A 25,139-nucleotide genomic window follows, 5' to 3' on the forward strand; every position below is an offset into this window, starting at 1 on the left:
CGGCCGCCCAGCAGCTCGCGCATATGACGGTCAACGGCGCCTCGCTCCGCACCGGCGACCTCTTCGCCTCCGGCACGGTCAGCGGCCCCGAGCCGCATCAGCGCGGCTGTCTGCTGGAGTTGACCTGGTCGGGCCGCGACCCGCTGCGACTGCCCGACGGTGAGCGGACGTTCCTGGAGGACGGCGACGAGGTGACCCTCACCGCCTGGGCCCCGGGCCCCGGTAACAACCGTGTCGCACTAGGGGAAGTAACCGGTTGCGTCGTCCCGTCCACGCCCTGAGCGGCTGCTAGCTTGTCGTGTTCTCGTCCCCACAACCGAGGAGAAACACGTGATCAAGGCAGTGCGCATCGCCGGTGCGGCGGCTGCGGCCGCCCTGCTGTTGACCGGATGCGGCAGCGACAGCGACGGGGGCGACAGCAAGTCGGACCCGTCGAAGAAGGCCCCGGCGAGCGAGCAGTCGAGCGCCCCGGCGGAGGGGGGCGCGGGCGGCGAGGTGTCGGGCGCCTATATGTCCAAATCCGGTGGCGAGGCGATGATCCTGTCCATCAGCGGCGAGAAGGCGGCCCTGATCGCGGGCAAGCACCAGTGCAGCGGCGAGTACGCCGACATGGGCAACAAGATGCTGATGCTCGACTGCGCCGACGGCAACACCGACCGCACCATGGGCAAGGTGACGACGAGCGCGGACGGCAAGACCCTCAAGGTCAGCTGGGACGCCGGCATGAACGACACCTTCACCAAGGTGACCACCCCCGCCGACATCCCGACCAACATCCCGACCGACATCCCCGGTCTGGAGAGCGTCGGCGGCATCACCGGCGGCTGACCGGACGGCCCTGAAGCGCGTCCGCCCGGCCCCCACACGGGAGACCGGGCGGACGGCCGCCGAGCGGCCGCACAAGGCGACGGGCGCTCAGCGTACGAAGACCCCTGCCTGGCCGGCCAGATCGAGGAAGTACTGCGGGGCGACGCCCAGCACGATCGTCACCGCGACGCCGATCGCAATCGCCGCCGAGGTCAGCGGGGACGGCACCGCCACCGACGGGCCCTCGGTCCGCGGCTCGCTGAAGAACATCAGGACGATCACCCGGATGTAGAAGAACGCCGCGATCGCCGAGGAGATCACACCGATCACCACCAGCGGCCCCGCGCCCCCGTCGGCCGCCGCCTTGAAGACCGCGAACTTCCCCGCGAAACCACTCGTCAGCGGGATTCCGGCAAAGGCCAGCAGGAAGATCGCGAAGACCGCGGCCACCAGGGGCGAACGGCGGCCGAGCCCGGCCCACTTGGACAGATGCGTGGCCTCGCCGCCCGCGTCGCGGACCAGGGTGACCACGGAGAACGCGCCGAGGGTCACAAAGGAGTACGCGGCGAGGTAGAAGAGGACCGAGGAGATGCCGTCCGGCGTCATGGCGATGACACCGGCCAGGATGAAGCCGGCGTGGGCGATCGAGGAGTAGGCCAGCAGCCGCTTCACATCGGTCTGGGTGACCGCGACGATCGCGCCGCCCAGCATGGTGACGATCGCCACCCCCCACATCACCGGCCGCCAGTCCCAGCGCAGCCCCGGCAGCACGACGTACAGCAGCCGCAACAGCGCGCCGAACGCCGCGACCTTGGTCGCCGCCGCCATGAAGCCGGTCACCGGGGTCGGGGCGCCCTGGTAGACGTCCGGCGTCCACATGTGGAAGGGGACGGCACCGATCTTGAACAGCAGGCCCATCAGCACCATCGCGCCGCCGATGAGCAGCAGCGCGTCATTGCCCATGGTCCCGGCGAGCGCCGGGGTGACCTCGCGGACCGTGCCGTCGACGACATCGGCGATGCCCCCGTAGGTGACGGTGCCCGCGTAGCCGTACAGCAGCGCGATCCCGAAGAGCAGGAAGGCGGACGAGAAGGCGCCGAGCAGGAAGTACTTGACGGCGGCCTCCTGCGAGAGCATGCGGTGGCGCCGGGCGAGCGCGCACAGCACATACAGCGGGAGCGAGAAGACCTCCAGCGCCACGAAGAGCGTCAGCAGGTCGTTGGCGGCGGGGAAGATGAGCATGCCGCCCACCGCGAAGAGAAGCAGCGGAAAGACCTCGGTGGTGGTGAAGCCGGCCTTGACCGCGGCCTTTTCGGCGTCTCCGCCCGGGACGGCGGCCGCCTGCGCGGCGAAGGAGTCGACGCGATTGCCGTGGGCCGCCGGGTCGAGCCGCCGCTCGGCGAAGGTGAAGACCGCGACCAGCGCGACGAGGAGGATCGTGCCCTCCAGGAAGAGCGCGGGTCCGTCGACCGCGATGGCGCCCATGGCCGCGATCCGCGCCTTGCTCGTGCCGTAGTCCCCGGCCGCGAGGCCCAGGACGGCGGCGAACGCCGCGGCCAGGGCGACCACGGAGACGAAGAGCTGGGCCGCATAGCGGTGGCGGCGCGGCAGCAGGGCCTCGATCAGCACCCCGACGATCGCGGCGCCGAGGACGATCAGGGTGGGCGCCAGCTGGCCGTACTCGATATGCGGCGTGGGGATCTTGTCGGGGGGCGACACCGCCGCTGTCGTCCACAGGCTGTGGACAGTGGCCGCGTGGCTCACTTGGCACCTCCGGAAGCACGGTCGTGCATCGGGCTGTAGCTGAACCAGCCCGCGTCAGTGACGGGGTGATCGGGCTTGGGATCCTTCTTGTCCACCACGGACAGCGTGTGATCGACAGCCGGGTTGACGATGTCGGTCAGCGGCTTCGGGTAGACGCCGAGGAAGATCAGCAGCGCGATCAGCGGCGCCACCACCACCAGCTCGCGCACCTTGAGATCGGGCATGCCCCGCACCTCGGCCTTCACCGGCCCGGTCATGGTGCGCTGGTACAGCACCAGGACGTACAGCGCGGCCAGCACGATGCCGACGGTCGCGATGATGCCGAGCGCCGGATAGCGGCTGAACGTGCCGACCAGGACCAGGAATTCGCTGATGAACGGCGCCAGACCGGGCAGCGACAGGGTGGCCAGACCGCCGATCAGGAAGGTGCCGGCGAGCACCGGGGCGACCTTCTGCACCCCGCCGTAGTCGGCGATGAGCCGCGATCCGCGCCGCGTGATCAGGAATCCGGCCACCAGCATCAGCGCGGCGGTTGAGATTCCGTGGTTGACCATGTACAGGGTGGCTCCGCCCTGGCCCTGCGTCGTCATGGCGAAGATGCCGAGGATGATGAAGCCGAAGTGGGAGATCGAGGCGTATGCGATCAGCCGCTTGATGTCCCGCTGGCCGATCGCGAGCAGCGCCCCGTAGATGATGCTGATCAGGGCGAGCACCATGATGACCGGTGTGGCCCACTTGCTGGCCTCCGGGAAGAGCTGGAGGCAGAAGCGGAGCATCGCGAAGGTGCCGACCTTGTCGACCACCGCGGTGATCAGCACGGCGACGGGCGAGGTGGCCTCCCCCATCGCGTTGGGCAGCCAGGTGTGCAGCGGCCACAGCGGCGCCTTCACGGCGAAGGCGAAGAAGAAGCCGAGGAACAGCAGCCGCTCGGTGCTGGTCGCGAAGTCGAGGGTGCCGGCGGCCCGGGCGTCGGTGATCTGCTGCAGCGAGAAGGTGCCGGTGCCCAGATCGTCGGCGGTGACCACGTACAGACCGACCACCGCGGCCAGCATGATCAGGCCGCCCGCCAGGTTGTAGAGCAGGAACTTGACGGCGGCGTACGAGCGCTGGGTGGCCGACTCCTCCTCGGACCGCCCTCCGGCCCGGTCCCCGAAGCCGCCGATGAGGAAGTACATCGGGATCAGCATGGCTTCGAAGAAGATGTAGAAGAGGAAGACGTCGGTGGCCTCGAAGGAGATCACCACCATCGCCTCGACCATCAGGATCAGCGCGAAGAAGCCCTGGGTGGGCCGCCAGCGGCGGTTGGGGCTGGCCTCTTCCAGCGGGTCGGCGTCATGCCACCCGGCCAGGATGATGAAGGGGATGAGGAGCGCGGTCAGCGCGATCAGCGCGACCGCGATGCCGTCCACGCCCAGTTCGTACCGCACCCCGAAGTCCTTGATCCAGGGGTGGGACTCGGTGAGCTGGAAGTGGGCGCCGTCCGGGTCGAAGCTCACCAGCACGATCGCCGCCAGGACGAGCGTGGCCAGCGAGAAGCCCAGCGCCACCCACTTGGCGGCGGCGCGCTTGGCGGCGGGCACGGCGGCGGTGGCGACCGCGCCCAGCGCGGGCACCGCGGCCGTGACCGTCAGCAGGGGAAATGACATAACTCAGACCGCCCTCATCAGCAGGGTCGCGGCGATGAGCACCGCCGTACCGCCGAACATCGAGACCGCGTACGTACGGGCGTAGCCGTTCTGGAGCTTGCGCAGCCGCCCGGAGAGGCCGCCGACCGAGGCCGCGGTGCCGTTGACCACGCCGTCGACCAGTTTGTGGTCCACATAGACCAGTCCGCGGGTCAGATACTCGCCGGGCTTGACGAGGACGACGTGGTTGAAGTCGTCCTGCAGCAGGTCGCGCCGGGCGGCCCGGGTCAGCAGGCTGCCGCGCGGTGCGGTGCTCGGCACGGGCCGGCGCCCGTACTGCACCCATGCGATCGCGACGCCGATCAGCAGGACGACCATGGTCCCGGCGGTGACGGTGGCGGCGCTGAGCGGGGAGTGCCCATGGCTGTGACTGGTGACCGGCTCCAGCCACTTCAGGAACGCGTCGTTGAGGCTGAACAGCCCGCCCGCGAACACCGATCCGAAGGCCAGCACGATCATCGGGATGGTCATGGACTTCGGCGACTCGTGGGGGTGCGGCTCATTGCCCTGCTCATCGGGGACCCAGCGCTTCTCGCCGAAGAAGGTCAGCAGCATTACGCGGGTCATGTAGTACGCGGTGATGGCGGCGCCGAGCAGCGCCGCGCCGCCCAGAATCCAGCCCTCAGTGCCGCCCTTGGCGAAGGCCGCCTCGATGATCTTGTCCTTGGACCAGAAGCCGGAAAGCCCCGGGAAGCCGATGATCGCGAGATACCCGAGCCCGAAGGTCACGAAGGTGACCGGCATGTACTTCCGCAGGCCGCCGTACTTGCGCATGTCGACCTCGTCGTTCATGCCGTGCATGACCGAGCCGGCGCCGAGGAAGAGCCCCGCCTTGAAGAAGCCGTGGGTGACCAGGTGCATGATCGCGAAGACATAGCCGATCGGGCCGAGCCCGGCGGCCAGGATCATGTAGCCGATCTGCGACATGGTCGAGCCCGCCAGGGCCTTCTTGATGTCGTCCTTCGCGCAACCGACGATCGCACCGAAGAGCAGCGTCACCGCGCCGACGGTGACCACCGCGGTCTGCGCGTCCGGCGCGTTGTTGAAGATCGCGCCCGAGCGGGTGATCAGATAGACGCCCGCGGTCACCATGGTGGCCGCGTGGATCAGTGCGGAGACGGGGGTCGGGCCCTCCATGGCGTCCCCGAGCCAGGACTGCAGCGGCACCTGGGCCGACTTGCCGCAGGCAGCGAGAAGCAGCATCAGCCCGATGGCGGTGAGCTTGCCCTCGCTCGCGTCGGTGGCGTTCGAGAGCACCGGGGCGAAGGCGAACGTCCCGAAGGTCGTGAACATCAGCATGATGGCGATCGACAGGCCGACGTCGCCGACCCGGTTGACGATGAACGCCTTCTTCGCCGCCGTGGCCGCGCTGGGCTTGTGCTGCCAGAAGCCGATCAGCAGATACGAGGCGAGGCCGACGCCCTCCCACCCCACGTACAGCAGCAGGTAGTTGTCGGCGAGGACGAGCAGCAGCATCGCCGCGAGGAAGAGGTTGAGATAGCCGAAGAAGCGGCGGCGGCGCTCGTCGTGCTCCATATAGCCGATCGAGTAGATGTGGATCAGGCTGCCCACACCGGTGATCAGAAGCACGAAGGTCATCGACAGCTGGTCGAGCTGGAAGGCGACGTCCGCCCGGAAGCCGCCGACCGGGATCCAGCTGAACAGATGGCTGTGCAGGGCCCGGTCGTGCTCGTCCCGGCCGAGCATGTCGGCGAAGAGCACTGCCCCGATCACGAAGGAGGCGAGCGCGAGCGCGGTGCCCAGCAAATGGCCCTTGCCGTCCAGCCGCCGCCCCCCGCACAGCAGCAGGGCCGCGCCGAGCAGCGGGGCCGCGACAAGCAATCCGATGAGGTTCTCCACGTGAACGCGACCCTTCTAGAGCTTCATCAGGCTGGCGTCGTCGACCGAGGCCGAATGGCGGGCGCGGAACACCGACACGATGATCGCGAGGCCGACCACGACTTCGGCGGCCGCGACGACCATCGTGAAGAAGGCGATGATCTGGCCGTCGAGATTGCCGTGCATCCGGGAGAAGGTGACGAACGCCAGGTTGCACGCGTTCAACATCAGCTCGACGCACATGAAGAGGACGATCGCGTTCCGCCGGATCAGCACCCCGGCCGCGCCGATGGTGAACAACAGGGCGGCCAGGTACAGGTAGTTGACCGGGTTCACTTGGCGACCCCCTTCGAGTCCTCCGGATGGTCGGCGCCGCCCGGACCTGCCGCGCCGTTCGCACTGTCGTGGCGGTCGGCGCCCTCGGCGCCCTCGGCGCCCTTCGCGCCCCCGGGGCGCCCCGCGCCCTTGCCGCCCTTGGCGTCCCGCCCCAGCCAGCGCGCCGAGCGCTGCTCCAGGGCCGCCAGTTGGGCCAGCGCCTTCCCGGAGACGTCCCGCATCTGGCCGCGGCCGCGCAGCGTCGGGTTGACCGAGAGCTCGGCGGGAGTGCCGTCGGGCAGCAGACCGGGGACGTCCACCGCGTTGTGCCGGGCGTAGACGCCGGGCGCGGGCAGCGGCGGCACCTGCGTGCCGGTGCGCACTCGGCGCTCGGCCTGCTCGCGCTGGCTGAGCGCGCGCTCGGTGCGCTCGCGGTGGGTCAGCACCATCGCGCCGACCGCCGCGGTGATCAGCAGCGCGCCGGTGATCTCGAAGGCGAAGACGTACTTGGTGAAGATCAGGGTGGCCAGGCCCTCCACATTGCCGCCGGAGTTGGCCTGGCCCAGGCCGTTGAAGCTCTTCAGCGAGGCATTGCCGATCCCGGCGCACAGCAGGATGCCGAACCCGAGCCCGCACAGGGCGGCGAGCCAGCGCTGCCCTTTCAGCGTCTCCTTGAGCGAATCGGCGGCGGTGACGCCGACCAGCATGACGACGAAGAGGAAGAGCATCATGATCGCGCCGGTGTAGACGACGATCTGGACGACGCCCAGGAAGTACGCGCCGTTGGCCAGGTAGAAGACCGCCAGGACGATCATGGTGCCCGCCAGGCACAGGGCGCTGTGCACGGCCTTGCGCATCAGGATCGTGCCCAGGGCGCCGATCACGGCCACGGTGGCGAGGATCCAGAACTGCACCGCCTCGCCGGTGGAGGTGGTGCTCGTGGCAGCGGCCAGCATGCTGCTCATGCCTGCACCCCCTGCTGCTTCCCTTCAGGGGCGGCCTCAGGGGCGTCCTCAGGCGCGGTCTCGCCCTTGCTGACCGCCACCTGGCGCACCGTCCCGGGCGCTGCCTCGGTCACCAGACCGCGGTAGTAGTCCTGCTCGTCCATGCCGGGGTAGATGACGTGCGGGGAGTCGACCATGCCCTCCTCAAGCCCCGCGAGCAGCTCCTCTTTTGTGTAGATGAGCGATTCGCGGGTCCGGTCGGCGAGCTCGTACTCATTGGTCATGGTCAGCGCGCGCGTCGGGCACGCCTCCACGCACAGACCGCACAGAATGCAGCGCAGATAGTTGATCTGGTAGACGCGGCCGTAGCGCTCACCCGGGGAGTAGCGCTCCTCCTCCGTGTTGTCCGCGCCCTCCACATAGATCGCGTCCGCCGGACAGGCCCAGGCGCACAGCTCGCAGCCGATGCACTTCTCCAGCCCGTCCGGGTGGCGGTTGAGCTGGTGGCGTCCGTGGAATCGGGGCGCGGTCGGCTTCTTCTCCTCGGGGTACTGCTCGGTGAGCCGCTTCTTGAACATGGCCTTGAAGGTCACGCCGAAGCCGGCCACCGGGTTCTGGAAGTCAGACACCGTCGGCCTCCTTTCCGTCACTGACAGTGTCGGGCCCGCCACTGACAATCAGCTCGCGGTTGTGTCGCGGGCGTCGGCGCGGTGCGGGCGGCAGGGTCTGGCCGGGCAGCGGTGGCACCGGGAAGCCGCCCGCCATCGGGTCGAAGGCGGGCTCCGGGCCGCCCTCGGCCTCCGCCTCGGCCCGCGCCGTCTCCTGGTCGCGGACCTCCCTGTCGCGGAAGATGTCGACGACGAACGACAGCAGCAACAGGACGAGGACCGCGCCGCCGACGTACAGCACGATGTCCTGGTAGTCGTAGTTCTCGTTGCGCAGCGCCCGCACGGTCGCGACCAGCATCAGCCAGACCATCGAGACCGGGATGAGGACCTTCCAGCCCAGCTTCATGAACTGGTCGTAGCGCACCCGCGGCAGCGTGCCGCGGATCCAGACGAAGGCGAACAGCAGCGAGAGGACCTTGCCGACGAACCAGAGCATCGGCCACCAGCCGTGGTTGGCCCCCTCCCAGAAGGTGCTGATCGGCCATGGCGCTCGCCAGCCGCCCAGGAAGAGGGTGACCGCGACCATCGAGACGGTGACCATGTTGATGTACTCGGCGAGCATGAACATCGCGAACTTGATGGACGAGTACTCGGTGTTGAAGCCGCCGACCAGGTCGCCCTCGGACTCCGGCATGTCGAAAGGCGCGCGGTTGGTCTCACCGACCATCGCGATGATGTAGATGATGAAGGAGACCGGCAGCAGCAGCGCGTACCAGCGGTCGTGCTGGGAGTTGACGATCTCGGAGGTCGACATCGACCCGGAGTAGAGGAAGACCGCCGCGAAGGACATGCCCATCGCGATCTCGTAGCTGATCATCTGGGCGCAGGAGCGCAAGCCCCCGAGGAGCGGATACGTGGAACCGGACGACCAGCCCGCCAGCACGATGCCGTAGATGCCCACCGAAGCGGTGGCCAGGATGTAGAGGATCGCGATCGGCAGATCGGTCAGCTGCATCGTGGTGCGCTGCCCGAAGATCGAGATCTCGTTGTCGGCCGGGCCGAAGGGGATGACCGCGACCGCCATGAAGGCGGGGATGGCCGCGACGACCGGCGCCAGGACGTAGACGACCTTGTCCGCGCCCTTGACGACGATGTCTTCCTTCAGCATCAGCTTCACGCCGTCGGCCAGGGACTGCAGCATGCCCCAGGGTCCGTGCCGGTTCGGGCCGATGCGCAGCTGCATCCAGCCGACGACCTTGCGCTCCATGACGATGGAGATCAGCACGGTCACCATCAGGAAGGCGAAGCAGAAAACCGCCTTGATCAGGACCAGCCACCATGGGTCGCGGCCGAACATCGACAGGTCTTCTGCGGCGAGGTAGCTCAGGTTCATGAGGTCACCTCCGGTTCGGTCGCGGGAGCGCCGATCTTGACCAGTTCACCGGGGTGCGCGCCCAGGTCACGGTACGCGCCGCCGCCTGTGGAGTTCAGCGGCAGCCAGACCACCCGGTCGGGCATCGCCGTCACCGCCAGGGGCAGCTGGACCGATCCGGCCGGGCCGGTGACCCGTACGGTCTCCCCGTCGCGCACCCCCGCCTCCTCCGCGGTCGCCTCCGACAGCCGGATGACCGCCGCGTGGCGGGTCGCGGCGAGCGCCGCGTCGCCCTCCTGGAGCCGGCCCTGGTCCAGCAGCAGCCGGTGGCCCGCGAGCAGCGCCTCGCCCTCGCCGGGGCGGGGCAGCGGCCCGCCGGTCTCCATCGGCCCGATGCCGCGGGAGCCGGGCCAGGTGCCGAGCCGCGTCAGCTCGTCCCGTACGGCCTGGACATCCGGCAGGTCGAACGGCACATCCATCGCGTCGGCCAGCATGTGCAGCACCCGGGCGTCCGGAAGCACATGGCGGCGGGTCATCTGGTCGGGCTTGATGGCCGCCTCGAACGGCCGGGCCCGCCCCTCCCAGTTGAGGAAGGTGCCCGCCTTCTCGACGACCGCCGCGACCGGCAGCACCACGTCCGCGTGCGCCGTGACCTCGGTGGGCCGCTGTTCCAGGCTGACCAGGAAGCCGACCGTCTCCAGGGCCTCGACGGCCCGCGCCGGGTCGGGCAGATCGGCGATCTCGACGCCCGCGACCACCAGCGCTCCGAGCTCGCCCTCGGCCGCGGCCTCGACGATCCGGCCGGTGTCCCGGCCCGTCCGGCCGGGCAGTTCGGCGACGCGCCAGACCTCGGCGGTCTCCTCGCGGGCCCGCGGATCGGTGACCGGACGGCCGCCGGGCAGCAGCCCGGGGAGCGCGCCCGCCTCGATGGCGCCCCGTTCCCCCGCCCGGCGCGGGATCCAGACCAGCGTGGCGCCGGTGGCGGCGGCGGCCCGTACGGCGGCGGTCAGCGCACCCGGTACGGTCGCGAGCCGCTCACCGGCGACGATCACCGCGCCGTCGAGGCGCAGCGCCTCGGCCGCCCGCTCCCCGTCCGCGTCCAGGCCGGTGCGGCCCGCGAGCGCGTCCAGCCACTCGGTCTCGGTGCCGGGGGCGGCGGGCAGCAGCGTGCCGCCCGCCTTCGTCAGGCCCCGGGTGGCGTGGGTGGCCAGCGAGAAGGTGCGCTGGCCGTGCTTGCGGTGGGCCTTGCGCAGCCGCAGGAAGACGCCGGGCGCCTCCTCCTCCGATTCGAAGCCGACCAGGAGGACGGCCGGGGCCTTCTCCAGCGCGGCGTACGTCAGGCCGACGCCGTCCAGGTCGCGGCCCCGGCCCGCCACCTGGGTGGCCAGGAAGTCGGCCTCCTCGGCGCTGTGCGCCCGGGCCCGGAAGTCGATGTCGTTGGTGTCCAGGGCGACGCGGGCGAACTTCGCGTACGCGTAGGCGTCCTCGACGGTCAGCCGGCCGCCGGTCAGCACGCCCGCGCGGCCGCGGGCCGCGGCCAGGCCGGTGGCCGCCGCCTCCAGCGCCTCGGGCCAGCTCGCCGGCTCCAGTTCGCCCGTCTCCCGGTCGCGCACCAGCGGGGTGGTGAGCCGGTCGGGGAGCTGCGCGTAGCGGAAGCCGAAGCGCCCCTTGTCGCAGATCCACTCCTCGTTGACCTCGGGGTCGTCCGCCGCGAGCCGCCGCATGACCTTGCCGCGCCGGTGGTCGGTGCGGGTCGCGCAGCCGCTCGAGCAGTGCTCGCAGACGCTCGGCGAGGAGACCAGGTCGAAGGGGCGGGAGCGGAAGCGGTAGGCGGCCGACGTCAGCGCGCCCACCGGGCAGATCTGGATGGTGTTGCCGGAGAAGTACGACTCGAACGGGTCGCCCTCGCCCGTGCCCACCTGCTGGAGGGCGCCGCGCTCCAGCAGCTCGATCATCGGGTCGCCCGCGACCTGGTTGGAGAACCGGGTGCAGCGCGCGCACAGCACACACCGCTCGCGGTCCAGCAGCACCTGCGGCGAGATCGGCACCGGCTTGGCGAAGGTGCGCTTATGGCCCTCGAAGCGGCTGTCGGCCTGCCCGGCGGACATGGCCTGGTTCTGCAGCGGGCACTCGCCGCCCTTGTCGCAGACCGGGCAGTCCAGCGGGTGGTTGATCAGCAGCAGCTCCATCACACCGCGCTGCGCCTTCTCGGCCACGGGCGAGGTGAGCTGGGTCTTGACCACCATCCCGTCGGTGCAGGTGATCGTGCAGGAGGCCATCGGCTTGCGCTGACCCTCGACCTCGACGATGCACTGGCGACAGGCGCCGGCCGGGTCGAGGAGCGGATGGTCGCAGAAGCGGGGGATCTCGATGCCGAGCAGCTCGGCCGCGCGGATCACCAAGGTCCCCTTGGGGACGGAGATCTCGATTCCGTCGATGGTGACGGAGACCAGATCTTCGCGTGGCACCGCTGACTCTCCGCCTCCGGAGGGTGCATTGGTGGTCACGGTCATGCGGTCACCCCCAGGTGAGTGGAGCTCGGATCGTCGGCCCATACGGTGGACTTGGCGGGGTCGAAGGGGCACCCGCCACCGGTGATGTGCTGCTCGTACTCCTCCTTGAAGTACTTGAGGGAGGAGAAGATGGGGCTGGCGGCGCCGTCGCCGAGCGCGCAGAACGACTTGCCGTTGATGTTGTCGGCGATGTCGGCCAGCTTGGCGAGGTCTTCCATGCGGCCCTTGCCCGCCTCGATGTCGCGCAACAGCTGAACCAGCCAGTACGTGCCCTCGCGGCAGGGCGTGCACTTGCCGCAGGACTCATGCGCGTAGAACTCGGTCCAGCGGGTCACCGCGCGCACCACGCAGGTCGTCTCGTCGAAGCACTGCAGCGCCTTGGTGCCGAGCATCGACCCGGCGGCGCCCACGCCCTCGTAGTCGAGGGGGACGTCCAGGTGCTCCTCGGTGAGCAGCGGCGTCGAAGAGCCGCCGGGCGTCCAGAACTTCAGCCGGTGGCCGGGCCGGATGCCGCCGCTCATGTCCAGCAGCTGCCGCAGGGTGATGCCCAGCGGGCCCTCGTACTGGCCGGGGGCCGCGACATGCCCGGACAGCGAGTAGAGCGTGAAGCCCGGGGACTTCTCGCTGCCCATCGACCGGAACCATTCGTTGCCCTTGGTGAGGATGGCGGGAACCGACGCGATGGACTCGACGTTATTGACGACAGTGGGGCACGCGTACAGACCCGCGACCGCCGGGAAGGGAGGCCGGAGTCGGGGCTGGCCGCGCCGCCCTTCCAAGGAGTCCAGCAGCGCGGTCTCTTCACCGCAGATGTACGCGCCGGCGCCCGCGTGCACGGTGATCTCGAGATCGGGCAGATCGGCCAGCCCCAGCTTCTGCCTGCGTGCGTCGGCCTTGCCGAGGTAGCCCGCCTCGTACGCCTCGCGTACGGCCTCGTGCAACCGGCGCAGCACGGGCACGACTTCACCGCGCAGATAGATGAAGGCGTGCTGGGAGCGGATGGCGTGACAGGCGATGACCATGCCCTCGATGAGGGCGTGCGGATTGGCGAAGAGGAGAGGGATGTCCTTGCAGGTGCCGGGTTCCGACTCGTCCGCGTTGACGACCAAGTAGTGCGGCTTGCCGTCACCCTGCGGGATGAACTGCCACTTCATCCCGGTGGGGAAGCCCGCACCGCCACGGCCGCGCAGCCCCGAGTCCTTCACCAGCGCGATCACATCGTCGGGCGCCATGGCGAGGGCCCTGCGCATGCCCTCGTACCCGTCGTGGCGCAGATAGGTCTCCATGGTCCAGGACTGGGACTCGTCCCAGAACGACGACAGCACGGGTGCCAGCAGCTTCTCGGGGCTGCTCTCGCCCCGCTCGACGGTCACGGTCATCACTCCCCCTCCTCAGCGACCCGGCCGGACGCCTGCTCGTCCGGCGGGAAGTCCGCGGACCTGGGCGATACGACGCGGCCCGGGGCCGCCTCGCCCTTGGCCAGCCGCAGCCCGACCAGCGAAGCCGGGCCGGCGCTGCCGCTCGCCTCGACCGCGCCCGGGCGCGCGTCGGGGAAGCCGGCGAGGATGCGCGCGGTCTCCTTGAAGGTGCACAGCGGAGCGCCGCGGGTCGGCTCGACGGTGCGGCCCGCCCGCAGGTCGTCGACCATCCGCTCGGCGGAGTCCACGGTCTGGTTGTCGAAGAACTCCCAGTTGACCATCACCACGGGCGCGTAGTCGCAGGCCGCGTTGCACTCGATGTGCTCGAGGGTGATCTTGCCGTCCTCGGTGGTCTCTCCGTTGCCGACGCCCAGATGGCGCTGCAGGGCCTCGAAGATCGCGTCGCCGCCCATCACCGCGCACAGGGTGTTGGTGCACACCCCCACCTGGTAGTCGCCGGAGGGCTTCCGCCGGTACATGGTGTAGAAGGTGGCGACCGCGGTGACCTCGGCGGTGGTCAGTCCCAGCACCTCGGCGCAGAACCGGACCCCGGTGCGGGTGACATGGCCCTCCTCCGACTGCACCAGGTGCAGCAGCGGCAGCAGCGCGCTGCGGCTGTCGGGGTAGCGGGCGATCACCTCCTCGGCATCCGCCTCGAGCCGTGCCCGGACCTCGGCCGGGTAGTCGGGGGCGGGAAGCTGTGGCATTCCCAGCTGCACGTCTGTCACCGGTCGACGCCTCCCATCACAGGGTCGATGGACGCCACGGCGACGATCACGTCGGCGACCTGGCCGCCCTCGCACATCGCCGCCACGGACTGCAGGTTGGTGAAGGACGGGTCGCGGAAGTGCACCCGGAACGGGCGGGTGCCGCCATCGCTGACCATATGCACGCCCAGCTCGCCCTTGGGCGACTCGACGGCCGTGTACGTCTGCCCCGGCGGGACCCGGAACCCCTCGGTCACCAGCTTGAAGTGGTGGATCAGGGCCTCCATCGAGGTGCCCATGATCTTCTTGATGTGGTCGAGGGAGTTGCCGAGCCCGTCCGGCCCCAGCGACAGCTGGGCCGGCCAGGCGATCTTCTTGTCCTCGACCATGACCGGTCCCGGCGCCAGCCGGTCCAGGCACTGCTCGACGATCCGCAGCGACTGGCGCATCTCCTCCAGCCGGATCAGGAAGCGGCCGTAGGCGTCGCAGGTGTCGGCGGTGGGGACGTCGAAGTCGTAGGTCTCATAGCCGCAGTACGGCTGGGCCTTGCGCAGATCGTGCGGCAGCCCCGTGGCCCGCAGTATCGGTCCTGTGATGCCGAGCGCCATGCAGCCGGCCAGGTCGAGATAGCCGACGTCCTGCAGCCGGGCCTTGAAGATGGGGTTCCCGGTCGCGAGCTTGTCGTACTCGGGCAGGTTCTTGCGCATCTTCTTCACGAAGGCGCGCACCTGGTCGACCGCCCCGGGCGGCAGGTCCTGGGCGAGCCCGCCGGGCCGGATGTACGCGTGGTTCATCCGCAGGCCGGTGATCAGCTCGAAGATGTCCAGGATCATCTCGCGGTCACGGAAGCCGTAGATCATGATGGTGGTCGCGCCGAGCTCCATACCGCCGGTGGCGATCGCCACCAGATGGGAGGAGAGCCGGTTGAGCTCCATCAGCATGACCCGGATGACCGAGGCCCGGTCCGGCACCTGGTCCTCGATGCCCAGCAGCTTCTCGACGCCCAGGCAGTACGCGGCCTCGTTGTAGAAGGGCGTCAGATAGTCCATGCGGGTCACGAAGGTGGTGCCCTGCGTCCAGTTCCGGAATTCGAGATTCTTCTCGATCCCGGTGTGCAGATAGCCGATGCCGCAGCGGGCCTCGGTGACCGTCTCGCCGTCGATCTCCAGGATCAGCCGGAGCACTCCGTGGGTGGACGGGTGCTGCGGCCCCATGTTGACGATGATCCGCTCGTCGTCGGCCCGGGACGCTGCGGCCACGACCTCGTCCCAGTCACCGCCGGTGACGGTGTAGACGGTGCCTTCGGTCGTCTCGCGCGTGGAGGCGGAGGGGGTTGCGTGGGTGGCAGACATCAGCTGTACGACCTCCGCTGGTCCGGAGCCGGGATCTGGGCGCCCTTGTACTCGACGGGGATGCCGCCGAGGGGGTAGTCCTTGCGCTGCGGGAAGCCCTGCCAGTCGTCGGGCATCATGATCCGCGTGAGCGCGGGATGGCCGTCGAAGATCAGGCCGAAGAAGTCGTACGCCTCGCGCTCGTGCCAGTCGTTGGTCGGATAGACGTCGACGATCGACGGGAGGTGCGGATCGCTGTCGGGGACGCTCACCTCCAGCCGGATCAGCCGGTTATGGGTGATCGAGCGCAGGTGGTAGACGGCGTGCAGCTCACGGCCCTTGTCGCCGGGGAAGTGGACTCCGCTGACGCCCGTGCACAGCTCGAAGCGGAGCGCCGGATCGTCGCGCAGGGTCCTGGCCACCCTCGGCAGATGCTCACGCGCGATGTGGAAGGTCAGCTCGTCGCGGTCCACGACGGTCTTCTCGATCGCGTTCTCCGGGACCAGCGACTGCTCCTCGAGCGCGCCTTCGAGCTCGTCGGCGACTTCGTCGAACCAGCCCCCGTACGGCCGGGAGGCCGGGCCGGGCAGCCGCACCGGCCGCACCAGACCGCCGTAGCCCGAGGTGTCGCCGCCGTTGTTGGCGCCGAACATGCCGCGCTGGACGCGGATGGGCTCACCCTGGTCGCCGCGGCTGCCGGGCAGGTTCTCGGCGTTGAGGTCCTTGTCAGGGTTGACGCCATTAGCCTCAGTCAACGCAGCAGCCCCTTCATCTCGATCGTCGGGAGCGCCTTGAGCGCCGCTTCCTCCGCCTCGCGGGCCGCGCGCTCGCGGTTCACGCCGAGCTTCTCCTCGCGGATCTTCTGGTGCAGCTTGAGGATCGCGTCCAGGAGCATCTCGGGCCGCGGCGGGCAGCCGGGCAGATAGATGTCGACCGGGACGATGTGATCGACGCCCTGCACGATCGCGTAGTTGTTGAACATGCCGCCCGAGGAGGCGCACACGCCCATCGAGATGACCCATTTCGGATTCGGCATCTGGTCGTAGACCTGCCGCAGCACCGGGGCCATCTTCTGGCTGACGCGCCCGGCCACGATCATCAGATCGGCCTGCCGGGGCGAGCCGCGGAAGACCTCCATGCCGAAGCGGGCGAGGTCATAGCGGCCGGCGCCCGTGGTCATCATCTCGATGGCGCAGCAGGCGAGCCCGAAGGTGGCCGGGAAGACGGAGGACTTTCGCGCCAGTCCCGCCGCCTGCTCCACGGTGGTCAGCAGGAAGCCGCTCGGCAGCTTGTCTTCGATACCCATGGGACGGTTCTCCTCTCACTCAGTCCATTCCAGGCCGCTAGTCCCACTCCAGGCCGCCGCGTCGCCACACATATGCGTAGGCGACGAAGACGGTGAGCACGAAGAGGAGCATCTCCACGAGCCCGAACAGCCCCATGGCGTCGAAGGTGACGGCCCAGGGGTAGAGGAAGACGATCTCGATGTCGAAGACGATGAAGAGCATCGCCGTCAGGTAGTACTTGATGGGGAAGCGCCCACCGCCAGCCGGATGTGGCGTCGGCTCGATGCCGCATTCATAGGCTTCGAGCTTGGCCCGGTTGTAGCGCTTGGGGCCGATGATCGCGGCCATGAGGACCGAGAAGATCGCAAAACCTGCCCCGAGGGCTCCCAGTACGAGGATGGGCGCGTATGCGTTCACCGTCCTCGCTCCCTTCAGTCGACGATGACTGGTTGGCGGACCACACGGACTGTGCGGACCGCACTCACGAAGATCGCGCACATGTGAGGCAGTTCACAAGCCCGTTTCGCCTGCATCCTATGCCCGCCGGTATGTGATCTGCGACACGGGGTGCAACAACGTCTTTGTGATCTCCACCACCTGACGAAGGATCATGAAGTCGGATGAGCAGTGATCTTGCACTCGAAGCATCCGATCGATCACGAGAAGTGACATATGGATCCGTCGCCACAGGTGAGCGGCTTGCGTTCTCTATAAGATATGGTACCTACACGCAAATTTGTGATGGACTCCCCTGTCTGATATGAGGCATCCATCCTGATGAGCGACCCCACCGCGGACCCCCGCGCCGTCACCCCGCCCCGTCGACCCTTGATCACTACTACGCGCTTTCGTTCACGAGCCGGGTCCGGGAGTGAGGTATCCCACCTCGCGAAAGGTTGTGGATCTCAATTTGATGAGAATCCTTGGTGCGCGAGTCGGGTTGATGGTAGGCCGCTCGGGAGCCCGCGGGGGCCGCCAAATGCCGTGCGTATGGGCATGATCGAAAAATTCGGACACGGCGCCCGGGGCCCGGAGCAAGATCAAGAAGCCCCAATTCCGGACGTGTACACGTCAAATGTGGCGCACTCCACTTTTCTTGATCCCGGCCTACGACCCCTGATAGCGGTTGGACCCATGTCCCAGACCGCACACATACCCAGCCACCGGAAGCCCCGCCGTGCCGCCGCCTCCACGCGTGCACTCCGCACCGGGGTCACCGGTGGCTTCCTGACGCTCGCGGTCGCCGGCGCCGCCGCGCCCGCCCTGGCCGCCGAGCCGGCCGCCGCCGAGACGACGCTCGAGATGCCGACCCTCGGCTCCACCCTGGCGAGCACCGCCGCGCAGTCCGCCGAGGCCACCCACCAGGCGGCCTCCGACTACCAGCTCCAGGCACAGCAGGACCAGGCCGCCGCCAAGGCCAAGACCGCGGCGAAGAAGGCCAAGGTCGAGGCCGACCGCAAGGCCCAGGAGGCCAAGGAGGCGGCGCGCAAGGCCGCCGCCCGCCGCGCGGCCCAGGAGAAGGCCGAGCGTGCGTCCCGCACCGCCGAGCGCACCACCCTCTCCACCGCGACGTCGAACGCCACGTCCACCGCGACGAAGGCGACCGGCAATGCCGCGACGCTGATCAACTTCCTGAAGGCCCAGCTGGGCAAGGCGTACGTGCTGGGCTCCAGCGGCCCCTCCTCGTACGACTGCTCCGGCCTGACCCAGGCCGCCTTCAACCAGATCGGCATCAGCCTGCCGCGCGTGTCGCAGGACCAGTCCAGCCAGGGCACCGCCGTATCGCTGGACAACCTCCAGCCCGGCGACCTGCTCTACTGGGGCGGCCGCGGCAGCGCGTACCACGTCGGCGTCTACATCGGCGACGGCAAGTTCATCGGCGCCCAGAACCCGAGCACCGGCATCGTCGAGCGCCCGCTGAGCTACGACCCGCCGACCGGCGCCGTCCGCCTCCTCTAGGCCCCGGGGAACCCAGGAGCGCGAGCCGAGCAGGCAATGAGGCCGCCTTCCCGTACGTCAGTCGGCGTCCGGGGCGGCGGCCTCATTCCGTACCGGCGTCAGGCCTGGCCTATGCGTAGACCTTCTCCACGAACTCGGCGATCTGGGGTTCGGTGAGGTGGTGGGCCAGATCGGCCTCGCTGATGATGCCGACCAGCCGCTTGTTCTTGTCGATCACCGGCAGCCTGCGGATCTTGTTCTGCTCCATCTCCCGGAGCACATCGCTGACGTCCGCATCGGCCGGTATCCAGCGCGGCGTGCCCTTGGCCAGCTCCCCCGCCGTCGTCCTGGAGCAGTCCTTGCCCTCGGCGACACAGCCGACGACGATGTCGCGGTCGGTCAGGATGCCGCACAGCCGCTCGTTCTCATCGGCGATCGGCAGCGCCCCGACGTTCAGGTCCCGCATCAGCTGAGCCGCGCGGTCCACCGTCTGGGACTTGGGGATCCACTGCGCGCCCGGGTGCATGATGTCTGCGGCCTTGGTCATGGTGTGTCCTCCTGACGGCCCACCGCCGGCGGAACCGACCCGCGGGCCCGATCCGGTGTCACCGCGGCCGACGCCACGGCGCCCCCTCTCCTTCAATGTCACCACCGCCCCGGGCACCTCGCGACCGGCGCCGCCCGCGAAGCCCTCCCGGCCCGCCTCAGGCCCGCCCCGGCCTCCCAGCGGCGGTCTCCGGTGCCCGGTGCCAGACTGAGAACTGCCGGGGCGGCCGCAGCCCCGCGGCGGCGCGGGATCCGGCCCCGGCGACCCCGGCTCACCAGGATCCGCCGAAGGAGCACACATGCTCACCACCGACTACGTCCCCGGCGCCCCCAACTGGCTCGACCTCGGCACCCCCGACACCGACACGGCCGCCGCCTTCTACACCGGCCTGTTCGGCTGGACTTCGGAGTCGGCCGGCCCCGAGGCGGGCGGCTACGGCTTCTTCAAGAAGGACCGCGAGACGGTCGCGGCCCTCGGCCCGCTCCACGAGGAGGGCGCGCGCTCCGCCTGGACGCCGTACTTCCACACCACCGATGCCTCGGGCACCGCCGCGCTGATCGCGGAGGCGGGCGGCACAGTGCGCACCGAACCGTTCGACGTCTTCGACGAGGGGCGGATGGCCCAGTTCACCGACCCCGGCGGCGCCCGGTTCGCCGTCTGGCAGCCCGGCAAGACCCAGGGCCTCGAAGCGGTCACCGAGCAGGGCACGTTGTGCTGGGTGGAGCTGCACACCCCCGACCCGGTCGCCAATATCGCCTTCTACCACACGGTGTTCGCCTGGACCGCCGAGGAGATGTCGTTCTCCGGCGGGACCTACACCGTGCTCTCCACCGCCGGGCCCGGCCGTGAGCGCTCCTTCGGCGGCATGGCGCCGCTCCAGCAGGGGCACGACGTCCCGCAGTGGCTGCCGTACTTCGAGGTGGCGGACTGCGACCAGGTCGTCGAGCGGGCCGAAAAGCTCGGCGCGTCGGTGCTGATGCCCGCCATGACGGCCGAGGACATCGGCCGTATGGCCTGGCTGGCCGACCCGTCCGGCGCGCACTTCGCCGTCATCACGAGCGCCAAGCCGGCGACGGCCGCCTGAGCAACCTGAACCGGCGCGCCCGCTACGCCTTCGGGGCCACCTTCGCCAGGCCGTTGATGATGCGGTCCATCGCGTCGCCGCCCGTCGGGTCGGTGAGGTTGGCCATCAGCTTGAGGGTGAACCGCATCAGCATCGGATGGGTCAGACCGCGCTGGGCCGCCAGCTTCATGACCGTCGGATTGCTGATCAGCTTCACGAAGGCGCGGCCCAGCGTGTAGTAGCCGCCGTAGGTGTCCTTGATGACCTTCGGATAGCGCTGGAGGGCCAGTTCGCGGCGGGCGGCGGTGGCGCGGGCGTGGGCCTGGACGATGACATCCGCGGCGATCCGGCCGGATTCCATCGCATAGGCGATGCCCTCGCCGTTGAACGGGTTGACCATGCCGCCCGCGTCACCGACCAGCAGCAGCCCCCGGGTGTAGTGCGGCTGGCGGTTGAAGGCCATGGGGAGGGCGGCGCCGCGGATCGGGCCGGTCATGTTCTCCGGGGTGTAGCCCCAGTCCTCGGGCATCGAGGCGCACCATGCCTTGAGCACCTCGCGCCAGTCCAACTCCTTGAAGGACCCGGAGGTGTTGAGCACGCCGAGGCCGACGTTGCTGGTGCCGTCGCCCATGCCGAAGATCCAGCCATAGCCGGGCAGCAGCCGGTCCTGCGGGCCGCGGCGGTCCCACAACTCCAGCCAGGACTCCAGGTAGTCGTCGTCGTGGCGGGGCGAGGTGAAGTACGTCCGCACCGCGACGCCCATCGGCCGGTCCTCGCGCCGGTGCAGCCCCATGGCCAGCGAGAGCCGGGTGGAGTTGCCGTCCGCGGCGACCACCAGCGGGGCGTGGAAGGTGACCGGCGTCTTCTCCACGCCGAGCTTGGCCTCGACGCCGATGACCTTGCCCGTACGGTCGTCGATGATCGGAGCGCCCACGTTGCACCGCTCATGCAGCCGGGCGCCGGCCTTCTGGGCCTGCCGCGCCAACTGCTCGTCGAAGTCGTCGCGCTTGCGGACAAGACCGTAGTCCGGGTACGAGGCCAGCTCCGGCCAGTCGAGCTCCAGCCGCACCCCGCCGCCGATGATCCGCAGGCCCCGGTTGCGCAGCCAGCCCGCCTCCTCGGAGACGTCGATGCCCATGGCGACGAGCTCCTTGGTGGCGCGCGGGGTCAGCCCGTCGCCGCACACCTTCTCGCGCGGGAACGCCGTCTTCTCCAGCAGCAGCACGTCCAGGCCGGCCTTGGCCAGGTAGTACGCCGTGGTGGAGCCGGCGGGCCCGGCGCCGACGACGATGACATCGGCGGTCCGCTCCGTGGATGCGGTCTCGCTCACGCGGGTCTCCCGAAGGCTCGGTAACGGCGTGCCGGTCACGCCGGGCACTGGACGGTTGCAGTCTATGTGGCGTGCTCCGGCGGATACGGAGGGCCACCCCCGGTCAGGCCTGCCGCGCATACGGCTTGACGCCGCGATCGCCTGACGCCGCGGTGGTTACGGCCTGACGCCGCGGTGGTTACGGCCTGACGCGGCGGTGGTTACGGCTTGACGCCCCGGTGGAGCGCCACGATCCCGCCCGTCAGATCGCGCCAGGCGACCTTCGCCCAGCCCGCCTTGCCCAGCCGCGCGGCCAGCCCGGCCTGATCGGGCCAGGCCCGGATCGACTCGGCGAGGTAGACGTACGCGTCCGGGCTGCTGCTGACCGCGGTCGCGACCGGCGGCAGGGCTCGCATCAGGTACTCGGTGTAGACAGTGCGCAGCGGCCGCCAGGTGGGGTGGCTGAACTCGCAGATCACGATGCGCCCGCCGGGCCTGGTCACGCGCAGCAGCTCGCGCAGCGCGGCCTGGGTGTCCTGGATGTTGCGCAGCCCGAAGGAGATCGTGACGGCGTCGAAGACCCCGTCGGCGAAGGGCAGCCGGGTCGCGTCGCCCGCCGTGAGCGGCAGCCGCGGATGGCGCCGCTTGCCCTCCCGGAGCATGCCGAGCGAGAAGTCGCAGGGGACGACGTACGCGCCGGCGGCGGCGAACGGCAGCGAGGAGGTGCCCGTACCGGCGGCGAGGTCGAGCACGCGCTCGCCGGGGCGCGCGGCGACGGCCCGCGCCACGGCCTTGCGCCACAGCCGGGACTGCCCGAGCGACAGCACATCGTTGGTGAGGTCGTACTTGGCCGCCACGTCGTCGAACATCGCGGCGACTTCGTGCGGCTGCTTGTCCAGGGATGCTCGGGTCACGCCCCCATTGTTCACCTGGCGCCGGCACGCCCCGCGCCGGGCCCCGCCCGTGTCGTTCAGCGGCCGCGGTGCACCAGCCGGCCGGCGAGCACCGTGGCCACGCATGCGCCGTCCGCGTCGAAGGCCGCGAGGTCCGCCCGGCCGGTCTTCACCAGCGCGGACGGGCGCGGCCGGTCCAGGACGGCGACGCCGCCGCGCCGCGCGGCCGCCAGCAGCTCGGGGTCGGTGACCCGTGCCGCGACGACGGCCGTCGCGCCCAGCCGCAGCAGCGCGTGGATCCGCTCGCGCGGGCTGGGCGCGTCGGGCACCGGCGCGTCGTGGACCAGGCCCGGGCCCAGCGTGCCGGGCCAGTGGCGCACCCTGGCCCGCGGATACTCCTGGAGCAGCTCGTCCAGCGGCCCGACCGCCGCGATCCGGTCGCCGTCGATCGCGACGGCGGCGTCACGCAGCGGCGCCGCGTCGTCGGGGGTGAGCCGGACGAGGGGCGCCGCGTGGAGGGTGAGCATCAGAAGTGTCGTATCTGGAGGTTTATCGGCAGACGTATCAAGAGGCGTCGATCAGCTTGAGCTCCGGGTGGGCGGTGCCGCCCTCGATCGCCGTCGACGACAGATGGGAGACGACATGGTCGTCGACCGGGTCGTTCGCCGGGTCGTCGTGCACGACCAGGTGCTCGTACGTGGTGGCGCGCTGCGCGGGCACCCGCCCCGCCGTACGGATGAGGTGGAGCAGTTCCATCCGGTTGGACCGGTGCCGGGCGCCCGCCGAGGAGACCACGTTCTCCTCCAGCATCACCGAGCCGAGGTCGTCCGCCCCGTAGTGCAGTGACAGCTGGCCGGCCTCCTTGCCGACGGTCAGCCAGGAACCCTGGATATGGGCCACGTTGTCGAGGAACAGCCGGGCGATCGCGATCATCCGCAGGTACTCGAAGATGGTCGCCTGCGTCTGCCCCTTCAAGTGGTTGTTCTCGGGCTGGTAGGTGTACGGGATGAAGGCGCGGAAGCCGCCCGTACGGTCCTGCACATCGCGGATCATGCGCATGTGCTCGATCCGCTCGGCGTTCGTCTCGCCGGTGCCCATGAGCATCGTGGAGGTCGACTCGACCCCGAGGTTATGGGCGGTCTCCATGATCTCCAGCCAGCGCTCACCCGACTCCTTCAGTGGCGCGATGGCCTTGCGCGGCCGCTCCGGCAGCAGCTCGGCGCCCGCGCCCGCGAAGGAGTCCAGGCCCGCGTCGTGGATGCGGCGGATCGCCTCCTCGGCCGAGACGCCGGAGATCCGGGCCATGTGCTCGACCTCGGAGGCCCCCAGCGAGTGGATCACCAGCTGCGGGAATTCCTTCTTGATGGCCGAGAAGTGCTGCTCGTAGTACTCCACCCCGTAGTCCGGGTGGTGGCCGCCCTGGAACATGATCTGTGTGCCGCCGAGTTCGACGGTCTCGGCGCAGCGGCGCAGGATGTCGTCGAGGTCGCGGGTCCAGCCCTTGGCGGTGTCCTTGGGCGCGGCGTAGAAGGCGCAGAACTTGCAGGCCGTCACGCAGACGTTGGTGTAGTTGATGTTCCGCTCGATGATGTACGTCGCGATGTGCTCGACACCCGCGTAGCGGCGGCGGCGGGCCGCGTCGGCGGCGGCGCCGAGCGCGTGCAGCGGCGCGGACCGGTACAGGTCGAGCGCTTCCTCCGGGGTGATACGGCCCCCGGCGGCGGCGCGGTCGAGGACGGCGTGAAGCGATGCGTTCTCGGTCACCGGGGCGTCCCTTTCGGCGGGTTGCGGACGGACTGCCCCAGCGTACGCCAGCCCTCACGGCCCTCCGCCGAGGCCCCGCGACGGCCCGTCAGCGGCCCTGGGGCGGGCGGGTCACTTCGCCTTGCGCAGCGTGCCGCTCGGGTTGCCCCCCTCCTGGTCCACCGCCTTGTAGCGCAGCGTGCCGTCGGAGGCAAGGGTGAACCGCTCCTCGGCCGAGCCGTCGGTGCAGCCCGTGTGCTTCTCGGTTTCCTTGATCCGTGAGTCGAGGACCAGCGCGGTCGAGGTGGCCGAGACCAGCGTCCAACTGCTGTTGCAGCGGAGCACCGCCAGCTCGACCCGGCCGCTGCCGACCTTGTCCCCCGGCTTGCCCTCGCGGATGGTGATGGTCAGCTCGCCCCCGGGCACGCCGAAGTCGGTGGTCAGATCGCCTTTCCAAGTGCCGAGGAACGCCTTGGGCACGCCCCGTCCGGGGCTGTCGCCGGCGTGGTCCGTCGCGCTCGGCCCCGGGCTCTTGGTCGAGGAGGCGTCGTTCTTCCCCCCGCCCGCGCCGGTCCCCGGCAGCACATGGAACACGACGGCCGCCGTCGTGGCGGCCGCCAGCGCGCCCGCGATCGACAGCACCAGCGTGCAGCTGAGCGCCTTGGGCCGGTTCCTGCCCCCGATGGCGGCGGACACCGCGATCCTGCGTCCCCCGGCCGACTGCCCCTCGGCCGGCTGTCCCTCGGCCGAGGCGGGCGCGCCGGGAGCCCGGTCCTCCGGCGCGGCGGCCTGGGTCGGGCCGCCGTACGACGGGTCCGGCGGGCCGAACGCCCCCAGGGGCGTCGCGGGTGTGTGCGCGGACGCCGCCGGGGTCCCGGGAGCCGTGGGGATCACCGGGGCGGACGGGGCCCCGGGGATCGACGGAGCCGGCGGAGCCGATGGCGTGAGCGCGGGGTCGGCGGGCGCCAAGGCGTCCAGGTCAAGGAGCTCCACCGCCCGCCGGCTCACCCGCTCGACCAGCGGCCCCGGCAGCCACCCCGGCCGCACCAGGCTCGAG

At 70.0% G+C, this 25,139-nt stretch carries 23 protein-coding genes and 1 pseudogene; 4 read left to right on the forward strand and 20 right to left on the reverse strand.

The window, feature by feature from the left end; genetic code table 11:
• Together CCN51_RS36485 and CCN51_RS36490 are read left to right on the forward strand one after the other, a co-directional pair.
• Positions 1-281, forward strand: a 281-nt coding sequence (locus tag CCN51_RS36485; RefSeq protein ID WP_211303281.1) for a fumarylacetoacetate hydrolase family protein, incomplete at its 5' end; no start/stop codon positions are given.
• Between the two features lie 49 nt (positions 282-330).
• Positions 331-828, forward strand: a complete 498-nt coding sequence (locus tag CCN51_RS36490; RefSeq protein ID WP_014178696.1) for a hypothetical protein — start codon at positions 331-333, stop codon at positions 826-828.
• A gap of 87 nt (positions 829-915) precedes the next feature.
• On the opposite strand, the gene nuoN is transcribed toward CCN51_RS36490, so the two are convergent.
• From nuoN to CCN51_RS36560, 14 genes are read right to left on the reverse strand one after another with little or no spacing between them, the layout of a single operon-like run.
• A complete protein-coding gene (gene nuoN, locus CCN51_RS36495; RefSeq protein ID WP_014178695.1) occupies positions 916-2,571 on the reverse strand; it encodes an NADH-quinone oxidoreductase subunit NuoN in 1,656 nt (551 codons plus the stop codon).
• Positions 2,568-4,217, reverse strand: a complete 1,650-nt coding sequence (locus CCN51_RS36500; RefSeq protein ID WP_014178694.1) for an NADH-quinone oxidoreductase subunit M — start codon at positions 4,215-4,217, stop codon at positions 2,568-2,570. The genes nuoN and CCN51_RS36500 overlap by 4 nt, the downstream gene beginning before the upstream one ends.
• Before the next feature lie 3 nt (positions 4,218-4,220).
• The gene (nuoL, locus tag CCN51_RS36505) at positions 4,221-6,116 is read right to left on the reverse strand and encodes an NADH-quinone oxidoreductase subunit L (RefSeq protein WP_014178693.1); all 1,896 of its coding nucleotides are present in this window, start codon (positions 6,114-6,116) and stop codon (positions 4,221-4,223) included.
• A 15-nt stretch (positions 6,117-6,131) separates the two neighbouring features.
• On the reverse strand, positions 6,132-6,431 hold the full coding sequence (nuoK, locus tag CCN51_RS36510; protein ID WP_014178692.1) for an NADH-quinone oxidoreductase subunit NuoK: 300 nt from the start codon (positions 6,429-6,431) through the stop codon (positions 6,132-6,134).
• Positions 6,428-7,375 (reverse strand): NADH-quinone oxidoreductase subunit J, encoded by a 948-nt coding sequence (locus CCN51_RS36515; protein WP_055413992.1) that lies wholly within the window; start codon positions 7,373-7,375, stop codon positions 6,428-6,430. The genes nuoK and CCN51_RS36515 overlap by 4 nt, the downstream gene beginning before the upstream one ends.
• Complete coding sequence (gene nuoI / locus CCN51_RS36520) at positions 7,372-7,983, reverse strand: NADH-quinone oxidoreductase subunit NuoI (RefSeq protein ID WP_014178690.1); 612 nt, start codon at positions 7,981-7,983, stop codon at positions 7,372-7,374. Before nuoI ends, CCN51_RS36515 begins: the two co-directional genes overlap by 4 nt.
• Complete coding sequence (gene nuoH, locus CCN51_RS36525; RefSeq protein ID WP_014178689.1) at positions 7,976-9,355, reverse strand: NADH-quinone oxidoreductase subunit NuoH; 1,380 nt, start codon at positions 9,353-9,355, stop codon at positions 7,976-7,978. Before nuoH ends, nuoI begins: the two co-directional genes overlap by 8 nt.
• Positions 9,352-11,847 carry an NADH-quinone oxidoreductase subunit G gene (locus CCN51_RS36530; protein WP_043487402.1) on the reverse strand — a complete coding sequence of 832 codons (2,496 nt, stop codon included), beginning with the start codon at positions 11,845-11,847 and terminating at the stop codon, positions 9,352-9,354. Before CCN51_RS36530 ends, nuoH begins: the two co-directional genes overlap by 4 nt.
• The gene (gene nuoF / locus CCN51_RS36535; protein ID WP_014178687.1) at positions 11,844-13,226 is read right to left on the reverse strand and encodes an NADH-quinone oxidoreductase subunit NuoF; all 1,383 of its coding nucleotides are present in this window, start codon (positions 13,224-13,226) and stop codon (positions 11,844-11,846) included. Before nuoF ends, CCN51_RS36530 begins: the two co-directional genes overlap by 4 nt.
• Entirely contained in the window at positions 13,226-13,972 is a 747-nt protein-coding gene (nuoE, locus tag CCN51_RS36540) for an NADH-quinone oxidoreductase subunit NuoE (RefSeq protein ID WP_055414267.1), read from the reverse strand. Before nuoE ends, nuoF begins: the two co-directional genes overlap by 1 nt.
• Positions 13,973-13,989: 17 nt before the next feature.
• Positions 13,990-15,324, reverse strand: a complete 1,335-nt coding sequence (locus CCN51_RS36545; RefSeq protein ID WP_014178685.1) for an NADH-quinone oxidoreductase subunit D — start codon at positions 15,322-15,324, stop codon at positions 13,990-13,992.
• Complete coding sequence (locus tag CCN51_RS36550) at positions 15,324-16,058, reverse strand: NADH-quinone oxidoreductase subunit C (protein ID WP_014178684.1); 735 nt, start codon at positions 16,056-16,058, stop codon at positions 15,324-15,326. Before CCN51_RS36550 ends, CCN51_RS36545 begins: the two co-directional genes overlap by 1 nt.
• Complete coding sequence (locus CCN51_RS36555; RefSeq protein ID WP_014178683.1) at positions 16,055-16,609, reverse strand: NuoB/complex I 20 kDa subunit family protein; 555 nt, start codon at positions 16,607-16,609, stop codon at positions 16,055-16,057. Before CCN51_RS36555 ends, CCN51_RS36550 begins: the two co-directional genes overlap by 4 nt.
• A 37-nt stretch (positions 16,610-16,646) precedes the next feature.
• Complete coding sequence (locus CCN51_RS36560) at positions 16,647-17,006, reverse strand: NADH-quinone oxidoreductase subunit A (protein ID WP_014178682.1); 360 nt, start codon at positions 17,004-17,006, stop codon at positions 16,647-16,649.
• Positions 17,007-17,723: 717 nt separating this feature from the next.
• Here CCN51_RS36560 and CCN51_RS36565 point away from each other — a divergent pair.
• On the forward strand, positions 17,724-18,548 hold the full coding sequence (locus CCN51_RS36565) for a C40 family peptidase (RefSeq protein ID WP_014178680.1): 825 nt from the start codon (positions 17,724-17,726) through the stop codon (positions 18,546-18,548).
• Positions 18,549-18,657: 109 nt separating this feature from the next.
• On the opposite strand, the gene CCN51_RS36570 is transcribed toward CCN51_RS36565, so the two are convergent.
• Positions 18,658-19,074, reverse strand: a complete 417-nt coding sequence (locus CCN51_RS36570; protein WP_014178679.1) for a CBS domain-containing protein — start codon at positions 19,072-19,074, stop codon at positions 18,658-18,660.
• Between the two features lie 298 nt (positions 19,075-19,372).
• On the opposite strand from CCN51_RS36570, the gene CCN51_RS36575 reads away from it, so the two are divergent.
• A complete protein-coding gene (locus CCN51_RS36575; protein ID WP_014178678.1) occupies positions 19,373-20,158 on the forward strand; it encodes a VOC family protein in 786 nt (261 codons plus the stop codon).
• Between the two features lie 22 nt (positions 20,159-20,180).
• On the opposite strand, the gene CCN51_RS36580 is transcribed toward CCN51_RS36575, so the two are convergent.
• The 5 genes and pseudogenes from CCN51_RS36580 to CCN51_RS36600 form a co-directional block, all read right to left on the reverse strand.
• Complete coding sequence (locus CCN51_RS36580; RefSeq protein ID WP_078610595.1) at positions 20,181-21,587, reverse strand: geranylgeranyl reductase family protein; 1,407 nt, start codon at positions 21,585-21,587, stop codon at positions 20,181-20,183.
• 80 nt (positions 21,588-21,667) lie between these two features.
• Entirely contained in the window at positions 21,668-22,360 is a 693-nt protein-coding gene (locus CCN51_RS36585; RefSeq protein ID WP_014178676.1) for a demethylmenaquinone methyltransferase, read from the reverse strand.
• Between the two features lie 56 nt (positions 22,361-22,416).
• On the reverse strand, positions 22,417-22,866 hold the full coding sequence (locus tag CCN51_RS36590; RefSeq protein WP_086860580.1) for an imidazolonepropionase-like domain-containing protein: 450 nt from the start codon (positions 22,864-22,866) through the stop codon (positions 22,417-22,419).
• Between the two features lie 37 nt (positions 22,867-22,903).
• A complete protein-coding gene (gene mqnC / locus CCN51_RS36595) occupies positions 22,904-24,103 on the reverse strand; it encodes a cyclic dehypoxanthinyl futalosine synthase (RefSeq protein ID WP_014178674.1) in 1,200 nt (399 codons plus the stop codon).
• A gap of 111 nt (positions 24,104-24,214) precedes the next feature.
• Positions 24,215-25,139: pseudogene (locus CCN51_RS36600) on the reverse strand (serine/threonine protein kinase); the annotation flags it as partial.

This window comes from Streptomyces milbemycinicus (assembly GCF_002154605.1).
In the GTDB taxonomy this organism is placed as follows: Bacteria; Actinomycetota; Actinomycetes; order Streptomycetales; family Streptomycetaceae; genus Streptomyces; species Streptomyces milbemycinicus.

What these genes read in the sequence shown, in the direction of transcription:
- CCN51_RS36555 (WP_014178683.1), bottom strand. Translation starts at nt 16,609, where the DNA reads ATGGGTATCGAAGACAAGCTGCCGAGCGGCTTCCTGCTGACCACCGTG.
- CCN51_RS36570 (WP_014178679.1), bottom strand. Translation starts at nt 19,074, where the DNA reads ATGACCAAGGCCGCAGACATCATGCACCCGGGCGCGCAGTGGATCCCC.
- CCN51_RS36580 (WP_078610595.1), bottom strand. Translation starts at nt 21,587, where the DNA reads ATGCGCGGCAGGCCTGACCGGGGGTGGCCCTCCGTATCCGCCGGAGCA.
- CCN51_RS36575 (WP_014178678.1), top strand. Translation starts at nt 19,373, where the DNA reads ATGCTCACCACCGACTACGTCCCCGGCGCCCCCAACTGGCTCGACCTC.
- CCN51_RS36530 (WP_043487402.1), bottom strand. Translation starts at nt 11,847, where the DNA reads ATGACCGTGACCACCAATGCACCCTCCGGAGGCGGAGAGTCAGCGGTG.
- nuoF (WP_014178687.1), bottom strand. Translation starts at nt 13,226, where the DNA reads ATGACCGTGACCGTCGAGCGGGGCGAGAGCAGCCCCGAGAAGCTGCTG.
- nuoH (WP_014178689.1), bottom strand. Translation starts at nt 9,355, where the DNA reads ATGAACCTGAGCTACCTCGCCGCAGAAGACCTGTCGATGTTCGGCCGC.
- CCN51_RS36545 (WP_014178685.1), bottom strand. Translation starts at nt 15,324, where the DNA reads ATGTCTGCCACCCACGCAACCCCCTCCGCCTCCACGCGCGAGACGACC.
- CCN51_RS36590 (WP_086860580.1), bottom strand. Translation starts at nt 22,866, where the DNA reads ATGCTCACCCTCCACGCGGCGCCCCTCGTCCGGCTCACCCCCGACGAC.
- CCN51_RS36565 (WP_014178680.1), top strand. Translation starts at nt 17,724, where the DNA reads ATGTCCCAGACCGCACACATACCCAGCCACCGGAAGCCCCGCCGTGCC.
- CCN51_RS36515 (WP_055413992.1), bottom strand. Translation starts at nt 7,375, where the DNA reads ATGAGCAGCATGCTGGCCGCTGCCACGAGCACCACCTCCACCGGCGAG.
- nuoE (WP_055414267.1), bottom strand. Translation starts at nt 13,972, where the DNA reads ATGCCACAGCTTCCCGCCCCCGACTACCCGGCCGAGGTCCGGGCACGG.
- CCN51_RS36500 (WP_014178694.1), bottom strand. Translation starts at nt 4,217, where the DNA reads ATGTCATTTCCCCTGCTGACGGTCACGGCCGCGGTGCCCGCGCTGGGC.